Genomic DNA, 26,614 nt, shown 5'->3' with positions numbered 1-26,614 from the left:
AAGTTCGTAAAGATATTCGCCACCCCGGAGTGGCGAATTCCTTCAGTTTGTTACAGCCGGCAGTATAAGCTTCGACGCTCGAATCATAGCTTCCGGCACCCATCGCCGATATCCTTCCCGAAATCACGGCTCACAGCCCCTGATTCCGGCGTTTCGCGTTCTACTGTTGGACTGTGTTTGCTTTCGTTCGATGGGCGACCGGGCGAGTGGTGGCCACGGGAGCTCGCATCCATCCACACTGGTCCCAACAGAGAACATTAATCGCTGATAGACACTACTGCTTCATATTCTGTCAGAATCCGCGTGCAAGACTTCGAGGATGCAGTCATCACCCACCTGGCCGCCTGAACGTGCATCCATCTTCGGTTAAGCGGACAAACCGCCAGATAGCGCGTCACTCACCTCCCCGATCAGTGTCTGGCGTGATGGCGGTTGATTGAGTGCTTCCTGAGTGAGAAACGCCTCTAGATCGGGTGGTGGATAGCTGTAGACCGCCGCCAGTTCGTGGAGGATGAGTTGGGCGGCCGACCGAAAGGTCGCCGCCCAGCGTTCCTTCGGCACACCTGCCACGGGCTGAGCGGCGTGGTCGCAGATCGTTCGAAGGATGGCTCTGCTGACCACCAGCGTCAGCAGAGACCGTACTGTATCTGATACTGCCGGCTGTAAGTTCGTAAAGCATTCGTCTTTAGCTAAGACTCACACCTCGGTTGCGTGGCGGTAGCGAGCGTCTCTTGTAAGATCGGTCGTTGCTGGTGGATCTTCTGTGCGTCTTCGATCAGCCGCTCCAACAGCGGCGGTGGCGAGTAGCCAAGGTACTCACCGAGTTCGTGGAGGATGAGCTGGGCGTGCGACCGGAAGGTCGCCGCCCAGCGTTCCGGCGGAAACACGATCTCATCGTCAGCCTGCTCGGTGACCAGATCCAACAGCTCACGACTCACCAGCAGTGACAGCAACGCCGCATACAGCAGAATCTCCACGACATCCGGGTCGCTTGTGTCGAATTCATCCAGTTCGTACTGTGTCTTCAGCTCACGGAACAACGTTTCTACTTCCCAGCGACACCGATACAGCGTTGCTAGATCTGCCGGGAGAAACTCCTCTCTCGGCAGATTCGTGATGTAGAGATGGTAGTCGTCGGCGTCCTCGTCGCGGACGCCGACGACGCGGAACCGCTTCGTATCCAGCGAGCGCGTCCCTTCGTACGGTCCTCGCTTGAACTCCGCCTCGACCTCTACGTCGATGTACTTCCGCGAGAGGTCATCGACCACATCGTGGATCTGCTTGCCCTCCAAGGGAATGGCGCGCCCGCGCCATTCCCGTAATTCCTCTGTTATCACCGGGTTCGCGCTCTTCTTCAGCCGACTCACGAAGTAGCCGTCGTTCTCGTCGATTAACGCGAAGCGGCGGTACTTGAAGTACGCTAGATCGAGCAAAACGAGCCGTCCTTGCAGCCACGAACCTGTATTGAACAACGTGCTGTCGTGCGTTTTCTCGTCTGTTACGTCGATCCGTTCAATTGTCTTGTCGGTGGCGTTATGGAGCAGGTGGAGCGTCGCTCCAGCCTGCTCCTCGTGACGGGCTTGGAACTCATCAGAGAGGAACTCGTGGAGCCGCAACACCGTTCCATCAGCAATCATCACGTCCCTGAATCGGTCGATATCAGCGTCAACAGCGTCGGGAACAGCGACCTCGTCGAGACCGCGCTCAACGAGGTCGCGGAGGTACTCCGCCAGCGTCGGTGTCAACCGGTGATAGAAGCCACCGGGCGAGATCGTTTCGTCAGCTGTGGAGTTGTAGCTGCGTCTGAACCCAGCGAGTGTTCGGCTCTCGCCTGCGGCGAAGCCGAACACGAGCGCCCACACGAGGACTGGAACCTGGAGTTTTCCCTCTCGTTCGACCACGCCGAGTTCCTCGGCGTGCTCTTCGAGGAACTCGGAGGGAAACAGTGTAGTGAGCCGACGCATAACTCTCGATGAGGAGGTTTTAGTGTGCACAACCGACACCTCCTCATTCCTCTCGAAAAGAAGCCTCGATAAGCTACTGCTGTACTGCGGTTCTTCTCTTAGCTAAAGACGGATGGTTCGTAAAGATATTCGCCACCCCGGGGTGGCGAATTCCTTCAGTTTGTTACAGCCGGCAGTATGAGGAGGGTTTCATTCCACTTCCTCCTCATCGCTGCATGTTCAGATAGCCGTCGGCTTACGGTTCCACTCCTTAACCGAAGATGGATGCCTGAACGTGTAGCTTACCGTATCTGTATCAACTATGAGGGTGCCGGCGTCGTGATCCACGACAACCGCAACGGTGTCATCGTGCGTGAAATCGTGCAATGGCATCCCAGTCTGGAGCGTCCCATCGCGCGACAATTCGACACGTGCAGAGCCGAAGTCGATGTGAATCCGATTATCAGTCGCTGTTACATCACCCGCGCGACCGAATCGACGTAGTTCATCAATCAGTGTCTCCCACTCGTTGAGTTGCACTCGTGGTGTCATCCGTCGTTCAATCATGATGCCGCGTTCAGGAAAGTCTTGATACAAAATCTAGGCCGCCGAAGTAACGCGGAGAACTACGAACGATTCACTAACTGGTAAAACACTCGTGCAACATTTAGAGCGTGCAGTCAGCAGCAAGCATCAAGCCGAGTCAGTCCATCAGTCCCCGACCCCCCGGTGGTGCGTCCGAGCGGCCGTATCCCGGTCTGTCGGGGAACTCGCGCTACTTTTCGTTTAGAACGGGAGTCCACGTCAAAGCCCCACCCTCCACGAGCGAACCCTTCAGGGTGAGCGAAGTAGGGTGGGGTAGTTTACCTACTCATGGAAAGTCACGCGCGTGGACACAACGTCAATTCCCGAATTTGAATATGGGGTGAGTAACGTTTTACCAGTGGGATTGAGATCTATGTTATGACGACGACGAGTCGATTATCGACAGGGATCGATGGTCTTGATACGATTCTCGATGGCGGTTTGATCGAGCGGCAGAACGTGATCGTACGGGGGCCACCCGGTGCCGGCAAGACGATCTTCGGACTGCACTTCCTGGCAGCAGGAACCGACGAGGAGGACAGTCTGTACATCAACCTCGGTGAACCAACCCAGTACGTACAGCGAACAGCCGACCACTTCGGACTGAACTCGGAGACGCTCCAATTTCTCGAACTCTCTCCGGACGAGAAAAAGTTCACCGAAGAGGGCACCTACACTTTGTTCTCGTCGGCAGAGGCCGAACAACCGTCACTCGTCAGCGAGGTGCGTGAGACTGTCGAAGAGCTGCAGCCGGATCGTGTCCTCATCGATCCGATTACCGAATTTCGGTTCCTGACGACCGACGAGCACCAGTTCCGGTCACAAATATTGGGATTGCTCGATTTCCTCAGATCGACCGGTGCAACAGTGCTCATGACGTCACAGGCAGCGGCCGATCTCTCGGATACGGATCTGCAGTTCCTGACAGACGCAGTCATCAATCTCGAACAGACCTCGGAGGTACGGACTGTCGATATAACGAAATTCAGGGGCCCCGCTGCTCAGCGAGGACCCCACGCCTACGAGATTACCGAGTCAGGTGTCGACGTGTGGCCACGTCTCGAAGTACCGGATGCGCAGGTCGACTTCCCAGAAGAGAACATCTCATCCGGTGTTCCGGAACTGGATCAGTTGCTCGACGGTGGCCTCGACCGGGGAACAGTCACGTTTTTCAGCGGCCCGACTGGCGCGGGGAAAACGACCACCAGTTTGCAGTTTGTCCAGGAAGCCGCCGGACGCGGCAGTCAGTCGATTATCTTCTCGTTCGAAGAGTCGCGGCGGACACTGCTCCAGCGCGCGGAGGCCCTGAATATGCCGATCGGGGAGATGATCGAACAGGGCGTACTCGACATTGTCGAGGTGCAACCGCGAGAGTACACGGTGAACCAACTCACGAACAAGGTGCAAGACGCGGTCGAAGCGGATGGTGTGGAAGTCGTCCTCATCGACGGGACGCAGGGATTCAAACAGAATCTCCGTGGGCATGGGGAGAATCCGATAACGAACCTGATTGAGATCGGCCGCTACCTCCGCCAGATGGGTGTCACTACTATCGTGACTAACGAGGTCCACGACATTACCGGACAGTTCCGCGCGACTGAAGAGCAAATGAGCAATCTTGCGGACAACATTGTGTTCATACGGCATGTCGAATCGCGTGGGAAATTAGAGAAGGTCATCGGGGTACTCAAGATGCGGACGAGTGATTTCGAGCGCATGCTCCGTAAGCTAGAGTTTACCGAATACGGTGTCAGTGTCGGTGATCCGCTCGAAAACCTGCAAGGTGTGCTCACGGGCACACCGGAGTGGGCCGACTCGGAATCGACCGGCGAGACAGATGGCTAATCAACGTCGATCACGCCAGCGAGGCGATACAGCGACCTTGCTCCCGCTCGTGGCCGACAGCGGGAACCGCCGCATGCTCACCGACTGGATCACCAGTCACGATCGATACGAACTGATCGAGGAACGTCCCGACACGGCAATGTTCGATCTCTGCGTGCTCGATACCGAAATGCTCGAACGGGAAGCAACTACGCTGACAGCACGCAAGCGGGAGACATCGATGATCCTTCCCGTCCTCCTGCTCGTCCCAGACACGCAGGCTGGGTCGGTACACACGGAACTGCGTCAGGAACGCCCGGCACTATGGGATCTCGTTGACGGGATGCTTCGGATGCCCGTTCGAGAGTACGAACTGGCAGATAAGGTCGATACGTTGCTGCAACTCCGCACTCAGTCCGCGACACTCACCCGCCAGCGAGAGCAACTCCAGACCATTCGGGACGAGCACGCTGGCCACGGAGTCGTGATTACCGACACCGACGGACGGATCGAATACGTCAACACTGCCTTCGAAGAGCAGTCGGGATACACAAGCGAGGAAGTACTCGGCCAGACACCGGCCGTCCTCAAATCCGGCGAACACGACGAGGCGTTCTACGAAGACTTGTGGGAGACAATTACTTCCGGCGATGTCTGGCACGGCGAGATGACAAATCGAGGAAAGGACGGTGGCCAATATGTCATTGACCAGACGATAGCACCTGTGACAGGACCGGACAACGAGATCGAGCGATTCATCGCTGTCAACCACGATATCACGGAACTCAAAGATCTCGAACTATCGCTACGTGAGCGGTCCGAACAGCTCGAAATTCTGAATCGAGTGCTCCGGCATGACATCCGAAACGATATGACGGTCGTACTCGGCTGGCTCGATTACGTTGCTGACCACTGCGAGGGAGAACTGGAGTCGGAACTCGACCGAATCGAATCCTCCGCAGAGCGTGTGGTCGAACTCACAACTGCGGCTGGTGACATCGTCAAGACAATGCGTTCCGACGCGGAGCCCGATCTCGAACCGATCTCTCTCACCCAGATACTCCTCGAAGAGGGAAAGAAGCGTCAAGAGGTGTTCGAAGATGCGACCATCGAACTCCCGACATCACCACCGTACGTCACTGTCGCTGCGAACGAGTTGCTCTCGTCGGTGTTCCGGAACCTCATCAACAACGCAGTCAAGCACAACGATGCGGACGAGCCAGTCGTTTCGATCACCGTGCGTGAAACTGACGATCGTGTCCAGGTCCGTGTCGCAGACAACGGTCCGGGGGTGCCGGAGACGATCAAAGACGAGATCTTCGACGACGAGGTGCAGGGTCTGGACAGTTCGGGGACTGGAATGGGACTGTATCTGGTCTCGACGCTGGTGGATCTATACGGCGGCGAGGTTTGGGTCGAAGACAACGACCCTACCGGAGCAGTATTTTGTGTCGAACTCGATGTGCTAAACCAATCAATGGGCGAATCGGGTGAGTACTGTGACTGATAACGTGCAGGAGACGACGAATCTCTTCGCAAACGAGAGTTCCGAGTACCACGACCCGGCACGGATCTATCCGCTTGTCACTGATCCCGGCAACGAGCAGTTGCTCGTGGAGTGGCTCGATACTGTCGAGGAATACGAGGTCGTCCAGCAACCGGTGTCCATCAAGGACGCGTCGTTCGATCTCTGCATCGTCGACCAGGGCGGCCTCACGGAGAACTACGAGGCGCTCAAAAAGCGCAAACAAGCTGAACAGCCGGTATTGTTGCCGTATCTCCTCTTGTTGCCGGAAGAAAATCCTGACTTTCTTCGGAATGAGCGCGGCCAGCTCCCAGATACGATAGTCCAGGAGACGATCGACGAGATGTTGTCGCTGCCGGTTCGCCAGTTCGAATTGCGCTGGCGAATCGAGTCGCTGCTTCGAATGCGGGGCCAGACGCACACGCTAGCGAGTCGAGAGCGAAAGCTTCGCCGGTTCAGGCGTGCGGTTGCCGCCGCGGGCCACGCCATTTATATGACTGATACTGACGGTACTATCACGTACGTCAACCCCGCGTTCGAGCGCATTACGGGCTACACCGAGCAAGAGGCCGTCGGCGAGACACCCCAGATTCTCAACTCGGGCGAGATGCCCGGGGAGTACTTTGAGGAGCTATGGGAAACGATCCAGACAGGCAGCGTCTGGGAAGAGGAAGTGATAAACGAGCGCAAAAACGGTGAGCGCTACCACGCAAACCAGACGATCGCGCCGGTCCCCGGTCCGGACGGCGACATCGTGGAGTTCGTCGCGATCCAGACGGACATCACCAAGCACAAGGAACGCCAACAGCAGTTGCAGGAGAGTCGCGAACGCTACGAATCGCTGTTCACCAGCATCCAGGACGCAATCTTGGTCGTAGACACGGACCGACGGATCACCGAGTGTAATGCCGCCTTCGTCGAGACCTTCGGCTACTTTCTGGAAGAGATCGAGGGCAAGCCGACGAGCTTCCTCTATGCGGACGAAGCCGAATTCGACGCGATGGGTGCGGAGATCAACCACCACACCGACGTGGCGAAGTTCACCAAGATGGTGACCTACGAGACGAAGTCCGGACGTGTCTTCCCAGGGGAGACGAGCGTCTCCGATCTCCGTGACGCGGAGGGAGATCTGATTGGACATATCGGAGTCATCAGGGACATTTCTGATCGCCAGGACCGATTGCAGCAGCTCAAAATGATCGACCGCGTCCTCCGGCACAACCTCCATAACGATATGAACGTCATCTTGGGCCATGCTGAACAGATCCAAACCGGATCAACCGGTGAGTTGGAGGAATACGCAGAGACGATTATTCGGAGTGGTGAGCGACTCATACAAACAACAGACAAGGAACGGGACGTCACGAAGTTCCTGGCTGATAACCCGCAACCTGTATCACGTGATATCGTCCCACTCATTACCACGACGATAGAGGGGCTTCGTGACCGCTATCCAGATGCCGACATCTCGGTCGACGTACCCGACGCACAAGCCGCGTTTGCAGTCAGTTCCTTCGAGAAAGTCATCGAGGAACTCGTCGAGAACGCCATCATTCACTCGGATCGAGCCGCCCCATCCGTAACGGTGGGTCTTGACTGCGACGGGGGGACGGTTCAGATTCGCGTGGCAGATGACGGCCCGGGGATCCCGGCGATCGAACAACAAGTCCTGATCAAGGGCGAAGAGGTGCAGCCTTTATATCACGGGAAAGGACTCGGACTCTGGCTTGTCAACCTGCTCGTCGACCACTCCAATGGGACGCTGATGATTGAGAAGAACGGGCCGCGTGGAACCATCGTTACCGTCCAACTTCCAACGGCGTGACGCCGGAATTGTGGTGATGGGCCCAACTGTCTCTACCGATTCGTCTCCTCACCAACTCCAGAGAGACCGGCGACCGATTCGCGCTCTATCTCTTTCACCGTCACCGCAAACGGTATTTCAATTGGTAAATCGTCGTTTCTGAGCTACCGGGATTCGGACGCCTCACGCCTGGAAAGGAGATTCATTTGACAGTCGGACAAGCGCCTCCAGCGCCCATAGCCGAGATTCTTCCCGAAACTACGGCTCACAGCCCCTGATTCGGGCGTTTCGCATTCTGCTGTTGAGATGTGTTTGCTTTCGTTCGATGGGCGACTGGGCGAGTGGTGGCCACGGGAGCTCGCATCCAGCCACACTGGTCCCAACAGAGAAGATTAATCGCTGATAGACACTACTGCTTCACATTCTGTCAGAATCCGCGTGTAAGACTTAGAGTGTGAATTCAGCACAGTGGCAGCTATAGATAGCCCGCGGCCTTGGACAGGCCGAGAAGTCTGTGGACGGTTGTCTAGACCGTTTGCGGCGGTTTCCACGTGTATAGCTGGTAGAGCATACGCAGGACGGCAACAAGAATCGCAGCTTCCACCAGGAAACTGAAATAGGATGGGAGGTCCATCAGGTCGCGTTAAGTTAGAGGATGAGGCGTTCGTTCTCTGAGTGTCCATGCCCGAGATCGAACCGGACGTCTTCTTCAATCATAATTGAAGCACCACTAGTCTAACCATTGAAGTATGAGAATTCGTCTACATACTCGCCATATATATGTTATGTATCGATAATAGGAATATATATTTCTCTTCTCCCAATATCATAGTTGACAATCGAGAAGAAATTATTTATGCTTGTAATCCTCGACCTGGCCACATACACACAATGATTGAGAAATTGACGATTGACAGACTCGACTTGCGACCGAAACTGATTCTCGCGTTCGTCCTCGTGGCCGCGCTGGTCGCCGTGACCGGCGCGATCGGATACACGTCCGTTGGTGCCGTCGACGAGGAGGTGCACGTGATCGCGGAGGACGGTGAAAAGATGGACGCCGCAGCGTCGCTTATCGTGGCGGTCGAGCAACAGCAGGAAGCCGTTCTGGCCGCTCAGCTCGGCGCATCCGACGCCCGACAGGAGTTCGAGGCGGCCAACGAGCTGTTCGACGAGCAGGCCCAGAAACTGGACTCGGCGAGCCTCTCCGCCGACCAGCAGGCGGAGTTCTCCGACATCAAGTCCCAACACGAGGAGTACAACACGCTCGGCGAGGAGTTCTTCAGGGCTGTCGAAGCCGGTGACGACGCCAGTACCGAACAGACGGCCAGCGAGATGGAGTCGCTGGGCACGTCGATGGAAGAGAACGCCCATTCGATCGAGCAGTCCGCACAGGCGGATCTGGACGAACAGGTCGCTGCTGCCGATCAGACGACCGAGAACGCACAGACCGAGGTAATCGGCCTGACGATCGGAGCGTTCGTCGTTGCTATCGCTATCGGCCTGTTCGTCTCACGGCGGATCATGACGCCCGTCTCCCAGCTGTCCGACGCCGCTCGCGCCGCCAGCGAGGGCAATCTCGACATCGATCTCGACGATCACGTCGAAAGCGACGAACTCGGACGGATGGTCGAGGCGTTCGAGACGATGCAGACGAACCTTCGTGGCGTCTTTGCCGAACTCGAAGCCGTCAGCCGGAACCTCGAAACCGGGGAGCTGGACCGTGATCTCAAGACGGACTACCCCGGGACGTACGGCGAGATAATGCGGAGTCTCGATTCGGGGACCGATCAGCTCACCGTCAGTTTCGAGGAGATCCAGCGGGCGAGCGACAATCTCAAGCACGGCCGGCTCGAGCAGTCGATCGAGACGGACAAGCCCGGTCAGTATGGGGACGTGCTGGACAACCTCGCCGCAGGCACGACGCAACTGTCGGCGAGTTTCGAGCAGATCTCGACCGCCAGTGAAGGGCTCAAGACCGGGAAACTGGATCGGGACATCGACACGGACCAGCCCGGTCAGTACGGGACCGTGCTGGCGAACATCGACGACGGCACGGCACAGCTCGCGGCGGGCTTCGAGCAGATCTCGACCGCCAGCGAGGGGCTCAAAACGGGCCAGCTCGACCGTCGTCTCGACACTGATTATCCCGGGATGTACGGCGAGGTTCTCACCGATCTCGAATCGGGCCTGGAACAGTTGAGCGACAGTATCGAGACTGTTCAGGATATCGCGGACGAGGTCGCGACCTCCAGCCAGGAGGTCGCCAGCAGTACCGAAGAGATCGAGGCCGCAAGCGAGGAAGTCGCGGAGTCGGTCGAGGAGATCTCACACGGCGCGGACACCCAGAGCGAGAACCTCCAGGAGGTAGCCAGCGAGATGAACGAGATGTCGGCAACCGTCGAGGAGATCGCCGCATCGGCTGAAGAGGTCGCTGCGACGGCGACGACAGCCGTCGAGCGGAGCGAAACCGGCCAGGAGTACGCCAATGAAGCGACTGAGGAGATCGAGTCCATCGAGGCCCAGGCCGAAGAGACGTCGAGTCAGGTCAAGGCACTCGATGAAAAGATGGACGAGATCGGCGATATCGTCGAGATGATCACGAGGATCGCAGAGCAGACGAATATGCTGGCGCTGAACGCCTCGATCGAGGCGGCAAGCGCCGACGAGGCCGGCGAAGGCTTCGCCGTGGTTGCCGACGAGATCAAGACCCTCGCCGAGGAAGTCGCCGACGCGACGACCGAGATCGAACGCCGGATAACCGAAATCCAGTCGACCACGGCCGAGACGGTCGAGGGGATGGAGGCTATGAGCGAGCGCATCGACCGGGGGTCGAAAACTATCGAGGAGGCGATCCAGATGTTCGACGAAATCGCCGATGCCGTCGAAGAGGCCGAGTCCGGCATCACGGAGATCAGCGATGCGACCGACGATCAGGCGGCATCCTCCGAAGAGGTGGTCGCGATGGTCGATGAGGTGTCGAGCGTGAGCCAGCAGACGGCGGCGGAGGCGAGCAACGTCTCGGCCGCGACCGAGGAACAGACCTCGTCACTGTCGGGCGTTTCCGAGAGCGTCCAAGACCTGTCTGCGCTGTCCGAGACCCTCCACGACCAGGTTTCGATGTTCGAGATCCGCGACAGTGTCACCGCCGGCGCGTCGCTGGCGAGCGAGGGCGAGAGTGGCCCGTCGGCCCGGGCACAGGCCGACGGCGGCCACACGTCACCGGGCGAGACGACCACCCCACGGGAGGGGCAACGATGACACAGGCCGGCCCGTCGGCGGCAGTCCTCACGTTCACGCTGGGCGAGGAGTGGTGCTGTGTGGAGATTAGCAGGATCAGAGGAGTGGTCAAACACGAGTCTGTCACACCGACGTCGGAGGGTCCCCCACAGGTCGTGGGGACGATGGAGTACCGAGGTGAGGAGACGCCGGTCGTCGACCCCGGTTCGGTGATCGAGGCTGCCGACAGCCAGGACGCCGATCACGTTATCATCTTCGAGCAGGAGGGTCAGCAGGTCGGCTGGCTGGTCGACCGCGCCCACGAAGTCACGACGGTCCCGGACCCGGAGGTCGATCCCGTCACCGACAACGAGTACGTCCACGGCGTCATCGGCGAGAGGCTGTGGGTCGAGCCACGCCGGGTCAACGACGTCATAACCGATACCGGTAGCTGATCCACAGGGGGAAAGACCGCTTCATGTCCAAATCACACGACTCCTCGACTGATAGCGTGTCCGACTCGGGTGAGCGCCGAGACGCCCACTTCAGAGACGCACAGGCCATCGCGAACCTTGGTAGCTGGGAGCGGGATCTGACCGACGACCGGGTGTACTGGTCGGCGGAACTCAAACGGCTCCTTGATGTGCCCAGGGACACACCTCTCACCGACGAGCGGTTTCTGGAGCGCGTTCATCCAAGTGACAGAGCTGTCGTCGAGGAGAACTGGAGCACACTCGGAGAGGATGGCGGGTTCGACATCGAACACCGGCTCGTGACGGACGACAGCGACACCCGGTGGGTCCGCCAGCGGGCGACGGTCCAGCGTGATGAGGACGGCACGCCTGGTACTGCCGTCGGTGTTGTTCAGGACATCACCGAACGCAAACAGTACGAACGCGAACTAGAGGAGCACCGTCGTCGTTTTCGAACCCTGTTCGAACAGTTCCCCCAGCCGACGGTCGAGATCGAGTACCAGTCCGATGAGCCGATCGTCAGACAGGTCAACTCCGCGTTCGAAGAGACGTTCGGCTACTCTGCCGAGGAGATCATCGGGGAGTCACTCGATTCGTATATCGTTCCACAGGACCGCCAGCAACGCGCCAGGGAGATCAACGACCGCGTCCAGTCGACCGGGCGACTCGTCTCCGAGGAAGTCACGCGTCGAACGAACAGCGGCGAACGGCACTTCATTCTGCAGAACGCGGTCTACAACGGCGGATCGAAAGCGTTGGGGGTCTACACCGACATTACCGATCGCCGCGAGCGAGAGATCCAGCTTCAAAAGGCCCAGAACGTGGCGAATCTCGGCTACTGGTCTATGGACTTTCGCTCCGGCGAGGTGTACTGGTCCGAGCAAATCTGTGATATCTGGGGCTTCGCGGACGGTACCCGGAGTATCGACGAGGACACCTATATGGAGTACGTCCACCCCGACGACAGGGACGCCGTCGCGAAGCAGTGGCAGGCCGCAAAGGAGGGCGAACCGTACGACATCGAACACCGGATCGTGACGGATGGCGGTGAGACAAAGTGGGTCAGGGCGAACGCCGATTTCGAGTTCGACAACGCAGGGAACCCGGTGAGTGCTATCGGGATCGTTCAGGAAATCACGGAACGCAAGCAGCGCGAATCGCGCCTGGAGACGCAGGCCGAGGCCATGGAAGTGTCGATGGAGGGGATCGCTCTCCTCGACGAAACCGGCGAGTTCATCTACATGAATCAGGCCCACGCCGACGTCTTCGGATACGATCCCGAGGACCTCCTCGGACGGACGTGGCGCTGTCTCTACGACGAAGCGGAAATCGCGCGGTTCGAAAATACGGTGTTCCCGGAGATCGAAGACGCCGGGAAGTGGCGAGGCGAAGCAGTCGGGCAAACTCGTCACGAAACGCGGGTCCACCACGAGCTCACGCTTTCCCGGCTCGACGACGGGAAACTCATCTGTACGAACAAGGACATCACCGAGCGCAAGCAGCGCGAGTGGGACCTCCGGCGTTTCAGGCGCGCCATCGAGGCCTCGGCGCACTCGATTTATATCACGGACTGCAACGGAACGATCGAATACGTCAATCCGGCGTTCGAACGGACCACCGGCTACAGTGCCGAGGAAGCAGTCGGGCGAACGCCGGCGATCCTCCGTTCGGAGGCAAACGACGAGGAACTCTACGAAGAGATGTGGGACACGATCCTCAGGGGAGATACGTGGCACGGCGAGTTAATCAACACGACAAAGCAGGGCGACCGGTACGTCGTCAACAAGACGATCGCACCGGTAACCGACGATAGCGATGAGACCACTCACTTCGTTTCCGTCAACAAGGACGTCACCGAGATGCGGAAACAGCAAGACGAGTTATACCGCCTCCGGCAGGCGATCGACAAGGCCCACATTCCCCTGACAATGACTGATCCCGCGAAAGACGACAACCCGATGGTTTACATCAATGAGGCGTTCACCGATCTCACCGGCTACTCTGAGGCGGAACTCCTCGGCGAGAACTGTCGGCTGCTCCAGGGCCCCGACTCCGATCCGGAGACGGTAGCCGATCTCCGCGCGGCGATCGACAACGAGGAACAGACCACTGTGGAGTTGCGCAACTACCGCAAAGACGGCACGATGTTCTGGAGCCAGGTCACGGTCACACCCGTCTACGATACCGACGGCGATCTAGTCCGCTGGCTGGGAACCCAGCGTGATATCACCGAGCGCAAGGAGCGCGAACAGCACCTGCAGGTACTCGAGCGTGTTCTCAGACACAATATCCGCAACGATATACACGTCATACGAGGGTTCGCCGAAGCTATTCAGGACGCGACGTCCGGGACGATCGCCACCCACGCCGAATCGATCCGCACCAAGAGCGACCAGCTCGTGGACACGGCCAACAAACAGCGGATGATCACGGAGGTCTTGCTCGAGCGACCCGTTCAGGACACCTTCGAGATCAACGATCTCCTCCAGCGCGTCACACAGTCGGTCGCCGAAGACTATCCCGACGCGACGATCCACGTCCACTGTCCGGACGACATCACGGTCGTCGCGTCGTCCCGGATCGGTCAGGCCGTCGAAGAACTCCTCGTCAACGCGATCCAACACAACGACACGGCGTCACCAGTCGTGAAAACGACTGTCTCCCGGGACGATGAACACGTCTCCCTCGAGATCGCGGACAACGGGCCGGCGATTCCGGATATGGAACAGCAAGTGGGCACCCGCGGCGAGAAGGTGGATCCGCTCTATCATGGGAGCGGTCTCGGGCTGTGGCTGGTGTACTGGATCGTCACGCGGTCGGACGGAACGGTTGTCTTCGAGGAGAACGATCCCAGCGGAAACCGCGTCAAAATCGAGTTGCCCCGCTCTCGATGACTTTCACGCGATCATAGTCGATCTCCTTCCCCATCGAGTCAGTCAATTAGTGCTCTTTCAACGTTGAACTGCTAGTTGAATGTTCCCCCGCACACGGTGGATCTGCGTTTCAAGGATCTGCATCCCCTCGAAACAGGAGGCTTGCTCTCGTGAGCATAGGGGTCCCCCCACGCGGGGGAACATTCAACTTGCTATGACCCGGTAAATTGGATGATGGCACTCAGCGCCAGAAACCATCTCGAAGGTACCGTCACAGACGTGGAAACCGGGCAAGTGATGGCCGAAGTCGTGATCGAACTCGGCGACGGCCAGGAGGTCACTTCGACGATCACGCGCAACTCGTTCGAACGGCTCGATATCGAACCCGGCGATGAGGTCGCTGCCGTGATCAAGGCCAGCGAAGTCATGGTCAGCAACGACTAGCGCGCGGGCTTTTGCCGCGATACTGCTGTACGCACTTGCGGGAACGACATCCCGAGATCCGGGAGTCGTGACATACATTCCCCAAAGGGTGTAGACCCCGGGAACCCTACACCGGAAGGATGGCCGACACCGATCGACAGTACGACATCGTCGTTTGGGGCGCCACAGGCGTTGCCGGACGGCTCGTCGCCGAGTACCTCACCGAGCAATACGACCCGAGCGCGGTCACGCTGGCGATTGGTGGCCGGAACGAGACACGCCTCAAAGCGCTGGCGGCTGACCTCGCCGAAGGGACTGAATGGACCGACGTTCCGATCATCCTCGGCGATGCGACCGACCCGGCGAGTCTCCGAGAGCTGGCCGCCAGTACGGCAGTCGTCTGCACGACCGTCGGCCCGTACACCACGTACGGCACACTGCTGGTCGAGGCGTGTATCGGCGCTGGAACTGACTACTGCGATCTGACGGGCGAAGTAAACTGGATCCGCGAGACTGTCGACCAGTTCCACGACGCGGCGGTCGAGGCAGAGACATGGATCGTCCACAGTTGCGGGTTCGATTCCGTCCCCGCCGACATCGGGACTGCTCTCGTCCAGTCGTTCGCTCGCGAGACGTTCGGTGTCCCCTGCGACACGGTCCGCATCTATGTTGAGGACGGGAGTGAGGGCGTCAGCGGCGGTACGCTGGCCAGTTTCGGCGAGCTGTTCGAGACCGCCGCCGAGGACCCGGTCGCCCGGGAGACGCTGGCGAACCCCTACTCGCTGGCCCCGCCCGGCGAGCGAGACGGTGTCGACCCGGGCCAACAACGGTGGCCCAAGCAGGACCCACTGCGAGACGAGTGGACGGCACCGTCACCGATGGCCCCCGTCAACGAGCGTATCGTCAGGCGGAGCAACGCTCTCCTGGGCTATCCCTGGGGTCGGGAGTTTCGCTGTTCGGAGGTTGTTCCTACCGGGCGCGGTCTCAGGGGCGCGGCGACAGCGGGCGCAGTCGCCGGTGGTCTGGGGCTGTTCTCGGCGGCGATGTCGGTCGGACCGCTCCGGTCGGGCATCCGGACGTACGTGTTCCCCGACCCTGGCGAGGGGCCGACGAGCGAGGAGACCGACCAGGGGTACTTCACGATCCGGGTGCTCGGCCGCGGGACGGCTGACGGCAACCGATTTACCGTCGAGGCAGAGTTCGGGGCCGACTGGGGGCCGGGGTACGGCGCGACGGCGCGGATGCTCGGCGAGGCCGGGATGTGTCTGTATGAGGACGACACGGACTCACCGCTGTCCGGTGGCGTGTTGACGCCCGCCGCTGCAATCGGAACGCCGCTGGCCGACCGTCTGCGGGCAGTCGGATTCACTGCAACCGTGAGCGAGGCGACAGGGCCGGGAGTGTGAGAGTTAGCCACAAAAAGCGTGTGGCTCGGAGGTATCCAGTTTTCACTCTTGGCGAGGGGTGTGTGCCGTCCGGGTCACGGCAAGGGCTAACTGGGCTGGCTCACAACCTCGGCACTTCCCAACCGGTATGAATAGCGGAACTGAAGCGTCGCTCTGATTGAGGAAAACGTCCGGTTCAGCGTGCCTAGATCGAAATAGCTGCCAACCTGCGGAGTTCTCTCTCTGATCTCTCTATCGGTTTCAAATCATATACAATCTATATGAAAGATACTGGGGGCGAGTCCGATCAACGGATCGGCACCAGAGTATCGAAGTGGCAAAAGACACTTTTCTACCCGTTTGTCTAGGCCTGTATATGCGCAGAAGACGCTATCTCGGGACGATCGGTGCCGCTCTCGGGAGCGTGTCTTCTGCAGGCTGTATGGGTCTCGCCCCGCTCGGGCATGGGAACGAGAGTCCAGAGTATCCGGGCGGAACACTGGTCGTCGAGAACACGGACCAGGCGGCTGTAGACGTATCAGTGACTGCCAGCCCTGAGGAATACGATGCCTCGCTCGATACAACCGTTGGCGACGGAGAGACACTCGTCCGGCGTGAATTCGTCACCGCTGAGAGAGGCGATGTCGTCACTCTAGCGGCCCAACTCAGGGAAGAGGGAGCCCCGATTGAATTCCAGTTTCTTCCCGCCGGCGGTGACGGCGATTCCCCACCGGAAGTAGCTCGCCTCACAGTCAAGAATGCTGTCGAAGCGAGTGCGACCTGGACCGCAACAAAAGGAAATTAGGCATATTTCTGTCGGTCGGGGCTGGGAGCCCGGCACGACCAAGCAGGCGAGATACGCACGCTCTATATCTTTTACTATCGTCACAAAAGGAATTCCAATTGACAAATCGCTGTTTCTGAGCTACCGGGATTCGGACGCCTCACGCCTGGAAAGGAGATTCATTTGACAGTCGGACAAGCGCCTCCAGCGCCCATCGCTGCGATTCGTCCCAAAATCACGGCCGACAGGCTCAGATTCCGGCGTTTCCTGTTCTACTGTTGGAATGTGTGTGCTTTCGTTCGATGCGTGACCGGGCGAGTGATGGCTACGGGAGTTCGTGTCCGGCCACACTGGCCCACCAGAGGAAATCAATCGCTCATTGAGTCAGAGTGTGTCGAACGTCTCGATCCTCCCGGAGACGAATGCGCGTGTCAAGAGGTCGAGCGTGACGATGAGCTCTCGCGTTTTCGAATCCGCGATACGTGCAGAGACGACGTCTGAGCGACGCGACCCACGCCGGACCCAACGGTACGGATTTACCTTCTGGACATCTAGGACAACTGATGGCACAACGTTCTTTCTGGGTTCGTGCGCTGTGGTTCGTGTTCGTCGGCTGGTGGGCAACACCGATCGTCGTGAACACTGCGTGGCTACTCAACGTCACGGTCGTCCTGCTCCCGATCGGGATCAAATTGATCAACCTCGTGCCGACAGTGCTCAACCGGCTGCCATACGTCACCTCACTGTACCGGTTCCACGGATAACTCCAACGGCCACTGCCCGGTCAGCACCGTTCGCGGCTCGCGCGAACCGATAGTGCCGTCACCGTGTCGTACCTGTGAGAGTGGACTGCATGTCTGAGACGCGTCTCGACAGTCACCTGTTCGATTTCCGCTTTTGTTTGGGATGATCGGCTACAAACACGCTCGTATCGTCCGGAACGTCCTCGGTCACCCAGGAGTTCGCACCGATACTCACGTGATCGCCGATTTCGACCGTCCCGAGCACGTTGCTTCCGGCACCGATAACGACGTGGTCGCCGATGTCGGGATGGCGATTGTAGTCTTTTGCAAGCATGTGGTCTTCGCCCTCCTCTTCTTCCTCGAAGTGGAGCGTACCCAGCGTGACGTTCTGATAGATTCGGGCCCAGTCACCGACCGTCGCGGTCTCACCGATGACGACGCCCGACCCGTGATCGACGAAAAAGTACTCGCCGATATCAGCACCCGGGTGGATATCGATCCCGGTCTCGGTTCTCGCGTACTCGGAGAGTTCCCGGGCGTAGGCGAAGACGTCCGATTCGTAGAGGACATACGCAACACGATGGGTCAGGATCGCGTGAAACCCGGGATACGACCGGATGATCTCACAGTAGCTCTTTGCTGCGGGGTCGCCCTTGTACGCGGCCTCGACGTCTTTTTTGAGGGTGCGTCGAATCGCCGGCAACTGGTCAAGCGTCCCGTCGACCAGCTCCGTCACGGCCGCTTCGTCGTGATCCGAATAGGCGGTGATGCCCGTCTGCACGCAGCGACCCAGCTCAGTCAGCCGACTGTGGGTTGCATCGGGATCGTCCAGCAACTCCGTCGCGTTCCAGCATCTGGGAAACAGGAGCTGTTTGAGAAGGGGGGGTTCCTCACGCAGGAACTCGCGGCGCGGATACGTCCGTGATGAATCCGTTGGAAACGGGGATTCGTCTGCTCGATACGACTCGACAAGCTCGCTGTGGACGTCGCCTGCGTACTCGTATTTCATTCGTCTGGTCTTGGAGGTGCCTCCCAATATTCATTGCTCTGTCGGGTCGATAGCGGCAATCGGGGTCACCAGCGACGATGGGAACTGCCGAAAGTGGGAGGCTTCAAATGCCTCCGCCCCTGACGGACTGACAATGAACGGTAACAGCTTCGGTCGGCTCTTCCAGGTGACGACCTACGGGGAGAGCCACGGCGAGGCGATGGGGTGTACCGTCTCGGGCGTGCCGGCGGGCGTCGAACTCGACGAGGACGACATCCAGAAAGACCTCGACCGGCGCAAGCCGGGTCAGTCGATGATCACGACCTCGCGGGACGAACCGGACGCCGTCTCGATCAAGTCGGGCCTGCAGGACGGCTACACGACGGGGACGCCGATCGGGATGGTCATCCAGAACAAGGACGCCCGCTCTGGCAAGTACGAACCGTTCGTCACCGCGCCCCGGCCCAGCCACGGCGATTTCACCTACTCGGCGAAGTTCGGCACCCGGAACTGGGGCGGCGGCGGCCGTTCGTCCGCCCGCGAGACGGTCAACTGGGTCGCCGCCGGCGCGATCGCGAAGCAGGTGCTCGAACAGAGCGAGTACGATGTCCGGATCAAGGCCCACGTCTGCCAGCTGGGCGACGTCGAGGCCCCCGAGGTCTCCTTCGAGCAGATCCTCGAGCACAGCGAGGAGAACGAAGTGCGGTGTGCCGACCCCGAGACGGCCGAGCGGATGCGCGAGCTGGCCGACCAGTACCAGACAGAGGGCGACTCCATCGGCGGCGCGATCTACTTCGAGATGCGCGGCGTCCCGCGGGGACTTGGCGCGCCGCGGTTCGACAGCTTCCCCTCGCGGATGGCCCAGCTCATGTACTCGATCCCCGCCGTCAACGACTTCGAGTACGGCATCGGCCGCGAGGCCCGGACGACCGCCGGCAGCGAGTACAACGAGGACTGGGAATTCGAGGGCGAGTCGCGAAGCGACTCGGAACCGTCGAGCGGCGACGAGCCGCGAGACAACGGCGACCCCGTTCCTGTCGGCAACGACCACGGCGGGATCCAGGGCGGGATCACGACCGGTGATCCCATCTACGGCGAGGTGAGCTGGCACCCGCCGGTCTCGATCCCGAAAAAGCAGGAGACCGTCGACTGGGAGACCGGCGAGCGCAAGGAGATCCAGGTCGTCGGCCGCCACGACCCGACGCTGCCGCCGCGAGCGGTCCCGGTCGTCGAGGCACTGCTGTACAGCACGGTGCTCGACTTCATGCTGCTCGGCGGGCGGCTCAACCCCGACCGGCTGGACGACCGACCCGGCGAGTACGACACTGACTACCATCCCTCGAGTCCCGTCACCGACCCTGACGACGCCGACACGCACGCCGAAACCGTCGACGAGGAGTAGTTTTCGACGAGAAGTAGGTCGGCTCCGCGCCGAGACGACGGCCGTTCACCGCGCTAGTTCGGCTCCTGCTCGTCGGTTCCCATCGTCTCTCTGATCTCGCGCCAGCGTCGCCGTGCGCAGATCACGGCGTCGAAGAAGACGATCAGGAGCCCGGCGATTCCGAGCCACTGCAGGGGCGGATACTGCTCGAATAGCGGCGTGAAATACGCCACGACGACGAACAGCCCGAGGTAGCCAAACCGGGCGAGTCGCCGCGCGCTCAGCAGTTCGGACGGTGCGAGGGCGTCGGCCATACCGCTCGTTAGGAGTCGATCGACAAGAGTCTGCGGGGTGGAAATCGCCGCGACCGCGCCTGTTTTGATCGTTCGGCCGGACACGGACGTATGGACGCAAACCAGGAGTCCCCGTACAACCCCTTCGGGATGGACGAGTCGTGTCAGAACTGTCCCGAACTGGCCGAGAGCCGATCGCGGGTCGTCCACGGGTACGGCGACGTGAGCGCGGAGTTCGCCTTCGTCGGCGGGTATCCCGACGCCGGAGCCGACGAGGCCGGGATTCCCTTTATGGGTGCGGGTCGAGAGACGATCCTCGATATCCTGCGGGCGACCGGATTCACCGACTCGCCACCGGAGACGACCGAGCCGGAACTGGACAACGTCGTGCTGACCTACGCCGCGCGGTGTCACCATCCCGATCGGGAGCCGACCGACGAGGAGTTCAGCGCCTGCGAGCCGTATCTGACGAGCGAACTGCGGATGATCAACCCCGAGATCATCGTCGCCGTCGGCCAGCACGCCCTGGAGGCGCTGGCCTGGGAGTACACCACTCGCAGCGCCGAGGAGTTCGACGTCGAGGCCGAACACGCGAGCACGGTCCGCGGACGCGGGTTCGAGATCGTCCCCATGATCGAACCCCGCGAGCAGACTGACGCCGAGACCGAGGCGCTGATCGAGCACCTGCTCGGGATTCTGGACCGGGATTACAGACAGACGAAAGGACGGCGCGGGCGCTGACAGCGACTGCTGCACGTCCGTTTCGAGCAGATCGACGCCGGCATCTGTGAGCGCCGTTTGGCAAGCGTTATGCCGGGCGGGGAAGTCACGTCAGATATGAACGTCGTAGTTGCGGACGCCGTCGACGACGCGGGGCTGGCACGGTTGCGCCAGGCGGGCCACGACATCGAACTGGCCACGGACGCCGACCGCGAGGAACTGCTCGAGATCGTCGCCGACGCACACGCACTGATCGTCCGGTCCGGGACGACCGTCGACGAGGAACTACTCGACGCCGCGCCCGAACTGGTCGTCGTCGGGCGCGCGGGCATCGGCATCGACAACGTCGATGTCGAAGCGGCGACCGACCGCGGGGTCGTCGTCGCAAACGCGCCCGAAAGCAACGTCCGGGCGACCGCCGAGCACACCATCGCGCTGGCGTTCGCCGCCGGGCGCAAAATCCCACAGGGCCACATGCAACTGAAGGACGGCTACTGGGCGAAAGGCGACATCCTCGGGTCGGAGTTCAACGGCAAGACGCTGGGCGTCGTCGGGCTCGGCCGGATCGGTCAGGAGGTGGCCAAGCGCCTCGGCAACCTGGAGATGGATCTGGTCGCCTACGATCCGTATCTCAGCGAGGAGCGGGCCCGACAGCTGGGCGCCGAACTGGTCGACGACATCGAGACCTGTTTCGAGAAGGCGGACTTCGTCACGCTGCACACGCCGAAGACGGCCGAGACGGAGCATTTCGTCGACGAGGAACTACTGTCGAAACTCGAGGACGGCTACCTGATCAACTGCGCACGCGGCGGGATCGTCGACGAGTCGGCTCTGGCGGAGGCAGTCGAGGACGGAACCCTCTACGGGGCGGCCGTCGACGTCTTCGACAGCGAGCCGGTCGAGCCGGACAACCCGCTGCTCGCGGCCGAGAACGTGATCGTGACGCCGCACATCGCCGCCAGCAGCGAGTCGGCGAAACAGAACGTCTCGATCAGCATCGCCGATCAGATCCTCGCGGCGTTCGAGGGCGACATCGTCACCAACGCGGTCAACGCCCCCTCGGCCGGCGAGGGCGTCTACCCGGTGATCCGACCGTACGTCAAGATCGCCGAGACCGCCGGTAAGGTCGCGATGCAGTTGCTCGGCGGTCACGTCGAATCGGTCGAGATCACGTACACCGGGGACATCACCGAGGAGAACGTCGACGTCGTGACCGCCAGCGCCCTGCAGGGCGTGTTCTCGCCGCTGGAGTGGCAGGCCAACGCAATCAACGCCGAGCGCATCGCCGAGGAGCGCGGCGTCGAGGTCACCGAATCGAAGACCCGGCAGGTCGAGGACTTCAACAACCTCGTGACCGTCGAGGTCAGCGACGGCGAGCACACCGTCACCGTCGATGGCACGCAGTTCGCCGACGACGACCCGCGGATCGTCCGCATCCAGGGTTACCGCGTGGAGGCGATTCCCCACGGCCACATGCTCGTGGTACGCAACCGCGACGAGCCCGGCGTCATCGGGTACATCGGCTCGGTCATGGGCGAGTCCGACATCAACATCGCGGGCATGTTCAACAACCGCCAGTCCCGCGGCGGCGAGGCTCTGACCGTCTACAACCTCGATAGCGCGCCGGGCGAGGACCTGCTTGACGAGCTCAACGACGACGACCGCATCATCGAGGCGACGCACATCTCGCTCGACAACGGCGAGTGACCGATCGCCCCCGTTCTCGACTGTACCTGATTTCGCACGGCAGCATTTTTGTAGGGCATGCGAAACATCGACGTACAGATGCGTGTCGAGCCGTCGGTCGAGACGTTACGTCGCCGACGACGGCGGAGGGATCGAGCCGAACGCCCGTGAGAGGGTCTTCGAGATGGGCTACTCGCAGGCCCACGGCCGGTCGGTCTCGGTCACCGACTCCGAAGCGGGCGGCGCGCGCTTCGAGTTCGACGGCGTCGAGCGGGACGCCTAGCTGAGGGAGACCGGGCAGTTCGTGTCGGTCGCGAACGACGCACGTCCGATCAGCGATCGGCCAGCAACTCGGAGGCGGTCACCAGCGCCTCCAGTCGGAGGTCGTGTTCTGCGAGGTTTGCGGCCGCGCCCTCCTCGCGGTCGACGACGACGAGCACGCGCTCGACGACGGCCCCGGCCTCGCGCAGCGCCTCGGCGGCATCGATCGCGCTCTGACCCGTGGTGGCGATGTCCTCGATGATGACGACCTCCTCGCCCGCTTCGAGGCCGCCCTCGATCAGGTTCGCGGTGCCGTACTCCTTGCGCTGCTTGCGCGCGATGACGTACGGCCGGCCGGTCTCGACGCTCGTGACCGCGACCAGCGGGACCGCGCCCAGCGCGACCCCGGCGAGTTTGGTATCGCCGTCGCCGAGCGACTCGGCGAAGGCCTCGGCGATCAGTGACAGGCTCGTCGGGTCGGTCTCGAAGACGTACTTGTCGACGTAGTAGTCGCTGGTCCCACCGTGGGACAGTTCGAACTCGCCGAAACGGACCGCCTCGGTCTCGCGTAACGCGTCGATGAGTCGCTGGGTGTCCATACTGTCGAGTGTGCCAGCGCTCGGGTAATACCCATCGGATTCGCGCTCGGGGTCGTCCCGCCCGAGCCGGGCCGTCGGGTACGACCGCCGCTGCCGTCACCGGCGACCTTTTATCCGCGAGACGCCCACACGCGAACGATGAGCGACCTCGAAGCGGCCGTCGAGGCGATCGAAGCCGGCGAACTGGTCGTCTACCCGACCGAGACCGTCTACGGACTTGGCGCGGACGCGCTCGATCCTGACGCCGTCGAGCGGGTGTTCGCAGCGAAGGGGCGCGACCGCGAGGAGCCGGTCTCGATGGCCGTTCCCGACCTGCACGCCGCGATCGAGTACACCGCGCCGACGGCCACCGAGCGGGCGTTCATGCACGAGTTCCTCCCCGGGCCGGTGACGGTGCTGGTCGAGCGTCGCGACATGGTCCCGGATATCCTCACCGCGGGCCGCGAGCAGGTCGGGATCCGCGTGCCCGACCACCCGCTCGCGCTCGACCTGCTGGAACAGGTCGCGCCGATCACGGCCACGAGCGCGAACGTCAGCGGCCGGCCCAGCGTCCGGCGGGTCGCCGACCTCGATTCGATCACCGACTCGGCCGAAGTCGTCCTCGACGGCGGCGAGACCGGCGGGACTGGAAGCACGGTCGTCGACGTCGAGACCGGCGAGATCCACCGCCGCGGTCCCGACGCCGACGCGATCGAGGCGTGGCTGGCCGACCGATAGCGCCGTCGGTCGCTTCGGATGACGATCAGCTCAGCAGCGTCCGGAGCGACCGCGTTTTGACGCCGCATCCCTCGCGGTACTCGCAGGCCTGGCACTTCTCGCGGTTCTCGGTCCGTTTCGGCGGCCCGTCGATCGACTCGGCGGTCCGGAGTGCGGCCCGGTACTGCGACCGCCGCCGGGCCGAGAGTTCGATCTCGCGGATCACGCCGTAGGCCGGATACTCCGCGAAGGCGCGCTCGACTGACCGTTCGCGTTCCCACGACAGCGCCAGCGCGGCCGCGACGAGACGCACCGACTGCGGCTCCCAGACGCCCTGTTCGGGCGGTCGCCCGGTGAAGACCAGCGACGGGGCCAGCGGCGTCTCCAGCACCTTGTGAGCGATGCCACGAGCGTCCTTCCCCTCGAGCATGACCTCGCTGGCCGGCGGGTCGGCGAGTTCATCCCAGGCGTCCAGCCCGGCCTTGTGACAGCCGATCCGGGACCGGAAGGTCGTCGGCGTCACCTCGATCGGCGCGGCCCGCAGTGCGGCGTCGTCGGTCACGAGCCGGTCGTACTCGAACGCCAGTTCTCGACGGCCCCGAACGCGGTCGGGGATCGACTCGCCGACGTCCGGATCGCGCCGCCGATAGTAGAGTTTCCGCGGGCAGTAGGCCGCCGTCGCCACGTCACGAAACGCGTGCATACCACGCGTGGTGGCGGATTCGAATATAAACCTCCGCCCGTGACCCCCGTCACGCTCCCGGCCGTCACATCGACACGTCTGTCTCGATGTCTTCGGTAGCGTCTTCGAGTCCGTCCTCCCTGACGCCCTCGGTCAACTGAATCGAGAGGTCGACGTCGGTCAGCACTTCTTCGAAGGCGGTCCTGAACCGGTGGCTCGTCCGCCGGGCCCGGTTCTGGGCGGCCGCGACCCGGCTGAACCGCTCGATCGTTTCGCGGTCGGCGTCGAGTTCGGCCGCGATCGTCCCGCCGTCTGCGTCCGCGGCCAGCAGGTCCCGGAGCGTCGCCATCGAGAACGGCGCGTCGGTATCGCTGTCGTCGACCAGCTGCAGGTCCATCCGCGCTCGGAAGACCGTCTCCGGGTCGAGATCGAGTTTCTCGGCGAGCGTCTCGTCGCTCTCCCCCTCGTAGAACCCCCTGACGATCGCCGCCAGCGTCCGGTCGTCGCAGTCGGTCTCGAAGCCGTCGCGCTCGCGCATGTCCTCGATGACCTCGATCAGCCGCTGGGCGATGCGCTCGTCGTCGCCGTCCGCCAGCGACCCCCGCCCCTCCTGCTGGCGCTCGGTGACCGTCTCCTCGCCGGCGACGTCGACGAAGATGTCGCGTAACTGTTCGGTCTTCTTGTCCATCGAACCGAAACACGACGATCCGGGGATAAAAATCCGTCCGCTCTTTTCACGTCCGTGGAACTGATACTGATAGCTATACGTTGGTAAAGATATCCGGCACATCATCGTGCCGAATCATTTCGAAATGGGTACGTGTTTACCCCCAGATCGATTTCGGTAGTCTCTCGTAGGAGCGGCGACACCGGTAACGTAGATCGATGCAACAGGCGAGCAAGCGTGCCCTTGAGGGATGGTCTCCGGGCCGGAGACCATCCCGTCTCGTCTGTTCATGACTTCTTCGGAGCCCACCAGAGAAGAGATCCTCGCTCATCTTGCTGACCTGGAACAGGAACTCAAGGAACGACGAGAGGAACACGAAGAACTCCGAGAAGAACACGAAGAACTCTGCAAAGAGAATGAGGAGCTCCGCAAGGAAAACGAGCAACTCCGTCAAGAGAACAAGCGGCTCAGAGCCAAGGTCCGATGGTACGAGGGACCACATACACCGCCGAGCAAGGACCAATCGGAGCAAGAGGAGTCGTCCTCGTCCGGCGGGGACGAGGACGACGAACAACCACGGACTGACGGTGGCACACCCGGACGAAAGTCTGGACACGACCCGGAATGGCGCGACGCTCCTGATCCAGATCGAGAAATCGAGGTCACCTGTGACTGTTGTCCAGAGTGTGGTGAAGCGTTTGACGAGTCGGCGGGCGTCAGCCCCCGACTCGTCGAGGAACTCCCCGATCCACAGCCACCGGAAGTCACACAGTACAACCGACACCACTACGAGTGCCACTCCTGTGGATCTGAGACTGTCGCATCACACCCCGACTGCCCCGATGAGGGGCAGTTCGGGGTGAACGTCATCGCACAGGCAGCGCTCTCTCGGTACGACCACCGACTTCCCTATCGGAAGATCGGCGACCGTTTCGAGCAACTTCACGGACTGGAATTGTCAGGCGCGGCCGCGTGGCACGCGACCGAGCGCGCTGGAGTGGTCTGCGAAAGAGTTGACTCTTCTGGAAGCGTATAGCTCTCGATGAACACAAGCCAACGC

General features: G+C 61.2%; 22 protein-coding genes and 2 pseudogenes. 16 read left to right on the top strand and 8 right to left on the bottom strand.

Annotated elements, in window-relative coordinates:
• Positions 1-689 precede the first annotated feature (689 nt).
• Positions 690-1,964, bottom strand: a complete 1,275-nt coding sequence (locus HSR122_RS14605) for an IS4 family transposase (protein WP_229109028.1) — start codon at positions 1,962-1,964, stop codon at positions 690-692.
• Positions 1,965-2,183: 219 nt separating this feature from the next.
• The gene (locus tag HSR122_RS14600) at positions 2,184-2,483 is read right to left on the bottom strand and encodes a hypothetical protein (protein ID WP_229110545.1); all 300 of its coding nucleotides are present in this window, start codon (positions 2,481-2,483) and stop codon (positions 2,184-2,186) included.
• Between the two features lie 423 nt (positions 2,484-2,906).
• Here HSR122_RS14600 and HSR122_RS14595 point away from each other — a divergent pair, with 423 nt between their 5' ends.
• From HSR122_RS14595 to HSR122_RS14555, 9 genes are all read left to right on the top strand, one after another.
• Positions 2,907-4,373 carry an ATPase domain-containing protein gene (locus HSR122_RS14595; RefSeq protein ID WP_229110544.1) on the top strand — a complete coding sequence of 489 codons (1,467 nt, stop codon included), beginning with the start codon at positions 2,907-2,909 and terminating at the stop codon, positions 4,371-4,373.
• Positions 4,366-5,859, top strand: coding sequence for a two-component system sensor histidine kinase NtrB (locus HSR122_RS14590; RefSeq protein ID WP_229110543.1), 1,494 nt, complete (start codon positions 4,366-4,368; stop codon positions 5,857-5,859). The genes HSR122_RS14595 and HSR122_RS14590 overlap by 8 nt, the downstream gene beginning before the upstream one ends.
• A complete protein-coding gene (locus HSR122_RS14585; RefSeq protein WP_229110542.1) occupies positions 5,852-7,702 on the top strand; it encodes a PAS domain S-box protein in 1,851 nt (616 codons plus the stop codon). The genes HSR122_RS14590 and HSR122_RS14585 overlap by 8 nt, the downstream gene beginning before the upstream one ends.
• A gap of 870 nt (positions 7,703-8,572) precedes the next feature.
• Complete coding sequence (locus HSR122_RS14580) at positions 8,573-10,942, top strand: HAMP domain-containing methyl-accepting chemotaxis protein (RefSeq protein WP_229110541.1); 2,370 nt, start codon at positions 8,573-8,575, stop codon at positions 10,940-10,942.
• Positions 10,939-11,355 (top strand): chemotaxis protein CheW, encoded by a 417-nt coding sequence (locus HSR122_RS14575; RefSeq protein ID WP_229110539.1) that lies wholly within the window; start codon positions 10,939-10,941, stop codon positions 11,353-11,355. The genes HSR122_RS14580 and HSR122_RS14575 overlap by 4 nt, the downstream gene beginning before the upstream one ends.
• A 56-nt stretch (positions 11,356-11,411) precedes the next feature.
• Positions 11,412-14,267: a hybrid sensor histidine kinase/response regulator gene (locus HSR122_RS14570; protein WP_229110537.1), complete on the top strand. Its 2,856-nt coding sequence runs from the start codon at positions 11,412-11,414 to the stop codon at positions 14,265-14,267.
• A 213-nt stretch (positions 14,268-14,480) separates the two neighbouring features.
• Positions 14,481-14,690, top strand: a complete 210-nt coding sequence (locus HSR122_RS14565; RefSeq protein WP_229110536.1) for a TOBE domain-containing protein — start codon at positions 14,481-14,483, stop codon at positions 14,688-14,690.
• A gap of 119 nt (positions 14,691-14,809) precedes the next feature.
• A complete protein-coding gene (locus tag HSR122_RS14560; protein ID WP_229110535.1) occupies positions 14,810-16,075 on the top strand; it encodes a saccharopine dehydrogenase family protein in 1,266 nt (421 codons plus the stop codon).
• Positions 16,076-16,430: 355 nt separating this feature from the next.
• Positions 16,431-16,859, top strand: coding sequence for a hypothetical protein (locus HSR122_RS14555; RefSeq protein ID WP_229110533.1), 429 nt, complete (start codon positions 16,431-16,433; stop codon positions 16,857-16,859).
• Positions 16,860-17,225: 366 nt separating this feature from the next.
• Here HSR122_RS14555 and HSR122_RS15085 read toward each other — a convergent pair.
• Positions 17,226-17,318, bottom strand: a pseudogene (locus HSR122_RS15085) (PIN domain-containing protein); the annotation flags it as partial.
• Positions 17,319-17,401: 83 nt separating this feature from the next.
• Between HSR122_RS15085 and HSR122_RS14550 the strand changes: the two are divergent.
• Positions 17,402-17,602, top strand: coding sequence for a YccF domain-containing protein (locus HSR122_RS14550; protein ID WP_229110531.1), 201 nt, complete (start codon positions 17,402-17,404; stop codon positions 17,600-17,602).
• 112 nt (positions 17,603-17,714) lie between these two features.
• Here HSR122_RS14550 and epsC read toward each other — a convergent pair whose 3' ends face one another.
• The gene (epsC, locus tag HSR122_RS14545; protein WP_229110530.1) at positions 17,715-18,590 is read right to left on the bottom strand and encodes a serine O-acetyltransferase EpsC; all 876 of its coding nucleotides are present in this window, start codon (positions 18,588-18,590) and stop codon (positions 17,715-17,717) included.
• 133 nt (positions 18,591-18,723) lie between these two features.
• On the opposite strand from epsC, the gene aroC reads away from it, so the two are divergent.
• A complete protein-coding gene (aroC, locus tag HSR122_RS14540; protein ID WP_229110529.1) occupies positions 18,724-19,971 on the top strand; it encodes a chorismate synthase in 1,248 nt (415 codons plus the stop codon).
• Between the two features lie 53 nt (positions 19,972-20,024).
• Here aroC and HSR122_RS14535 read toward each other — a convergent pair whose 3' ends face one another.
• On the bottom strand, positions 20,025-20,264 hold the full coding sequence (locus HSR122_RS14535) for a hypothetical protein (RefSeq protein ID WP_229110528.1): 240 nt from the start codon (positions 20,262-20,264) through the stop codon (positions 20,025-20,027).
• A gap of 90 nt (positions 20,265-20,354) precedes the next feature.
• On the opposite strand from HSR122_RS14535, the gene HSR122_RS14530 reads away from it, so the two are divergent.
• The 3 genes from HSR122_RS14530 to HSR122_RS14520 all read left to right on the top strand — a co-directional run bounded on the left by HSR122_RS14530 (position 20,355) and on the right by HSR122_RS14520 (position 22,932).
• Positions 20,355-20,984: a uracil-DNA glycosylase gene (locus HSR122_RS14530; RefSeq protein WP_229110527.1), complete on the top strand. Its 630-nt coding sequence runs from the start codon at positions 20,355-20,357 to the stop codon at positions 20,982-20,984.
• Between the two features lie 96 nt (positions 20,985-21,080).
• Positions 21,081-22,670, top strand: a complete 1,590-nt coding sequence (serA, locus tag HSR122_RS14525; RefSeq protein ID WP_229110526.1) for a phosphoglycerate dehydrogenase — start codon at positions 21,081-21,083, stop codon at positions 22,668-22,670.
• 82 nt (positions 22,671-22,752) lie between these two features.
• On the top strand, positions 22,753-22,932 hold the full coding sequence (locus HSR122_RS14520; RefSeq protein WP_229110525.1) for a hypothetical protein: 180 nt from the start codon (positions 22,753-22,755) through the stop codon (positions 22,930-22,932).
• Between the two features lie 49 nt (positions 22,933-22,981).
• Here HSR122_RS14520 and pyrE read toward each other — a convergent pair whose 3' ends face one another.
• The gene (gene pyrE, locus HSR122_RS14515) at positions 22,982-23,509 is read right to left on the bottom strand and encodes an orotate phosphoribosyltransferase (protein ID WP_229110523.1); all 528 of its coding nucleotides are present in this window, start codon (positions 23,507-23,509) and stop codon (positions 22,982-22,984) included.
• Between the two features lie 138 nt (positions 23,510-23,647).
• Here pyrE and HSR122_RS14510 point away from each other — a divergent pair, with 138 nt between their 5' ends.
• Positions 23,648-24,226: an L-threonylcarbamoyladenylate synthase gene (locus HSR122_RS14510; RefSeq protein ID WP_229110522.1), complete on the top strand. Its 579-nt coding sequence runs from the start codon at positions 23,648-23,650 to the stop codon at positions 24,224-24,226.
• 25 nt (positions 24,227-24,251) lie between these two features.
• On the opposite strand, the gene HSR122_RS14505 is transcribed toward HSR122_RS14510, so the two are convergent.
• The gene (locus HSR122_RS14505) at positions 24,252-24,908 is read right to left on the bottom strand and encodes a CRISPR-associated protein Cas4 (RefSeq protein WP_229110521.1); all 657 of its coding nucleotides are present in this window, start codon (positions 24,906-24,908) and stop codon (positions 24,252-24,254) included.
• 64 nt (positions 24,909-24,972) lie between these two features.
• Positions 24,973-25,575 (bottom strand): hypothetical protein, encoded by a 603-nt coding sequence (locus tag HSR122_RS14500; protein ID WP_229110519.1) that lies wholly within the window; start codon positions 25,573-25,575, stop codon positions 24,973-24,975.
• Positions 25,576-25,804: 229 nt separating this feature from the next.
• Between HSR122_RS14500 and HSR122_RS14495 the strand changes: the two are divergent.
• A pseudogene (locus tag HSR122_RS14495) lies at positions 25,805-26,548 on the top strand (IS66 family transposase); the annotation flags it as partial.
• Between the last annotated feature and the right edge of the window lie 66 nt (positions 26,549-26,614).

The organism is Halapricum desulfuricans (assembly GCF_017094525.1).
Lineage (GTDB): Archaea > Halobacteriota > Halobacteria > Halobacteriales > Haloarculaceae > Halapricum > Halapricum desulfuricans.
The sequence above is the reverse complement of the archived record's forward strand: the minus strand, read 5'-3'. Positions and strand labels throughout refer to the sequence as shown.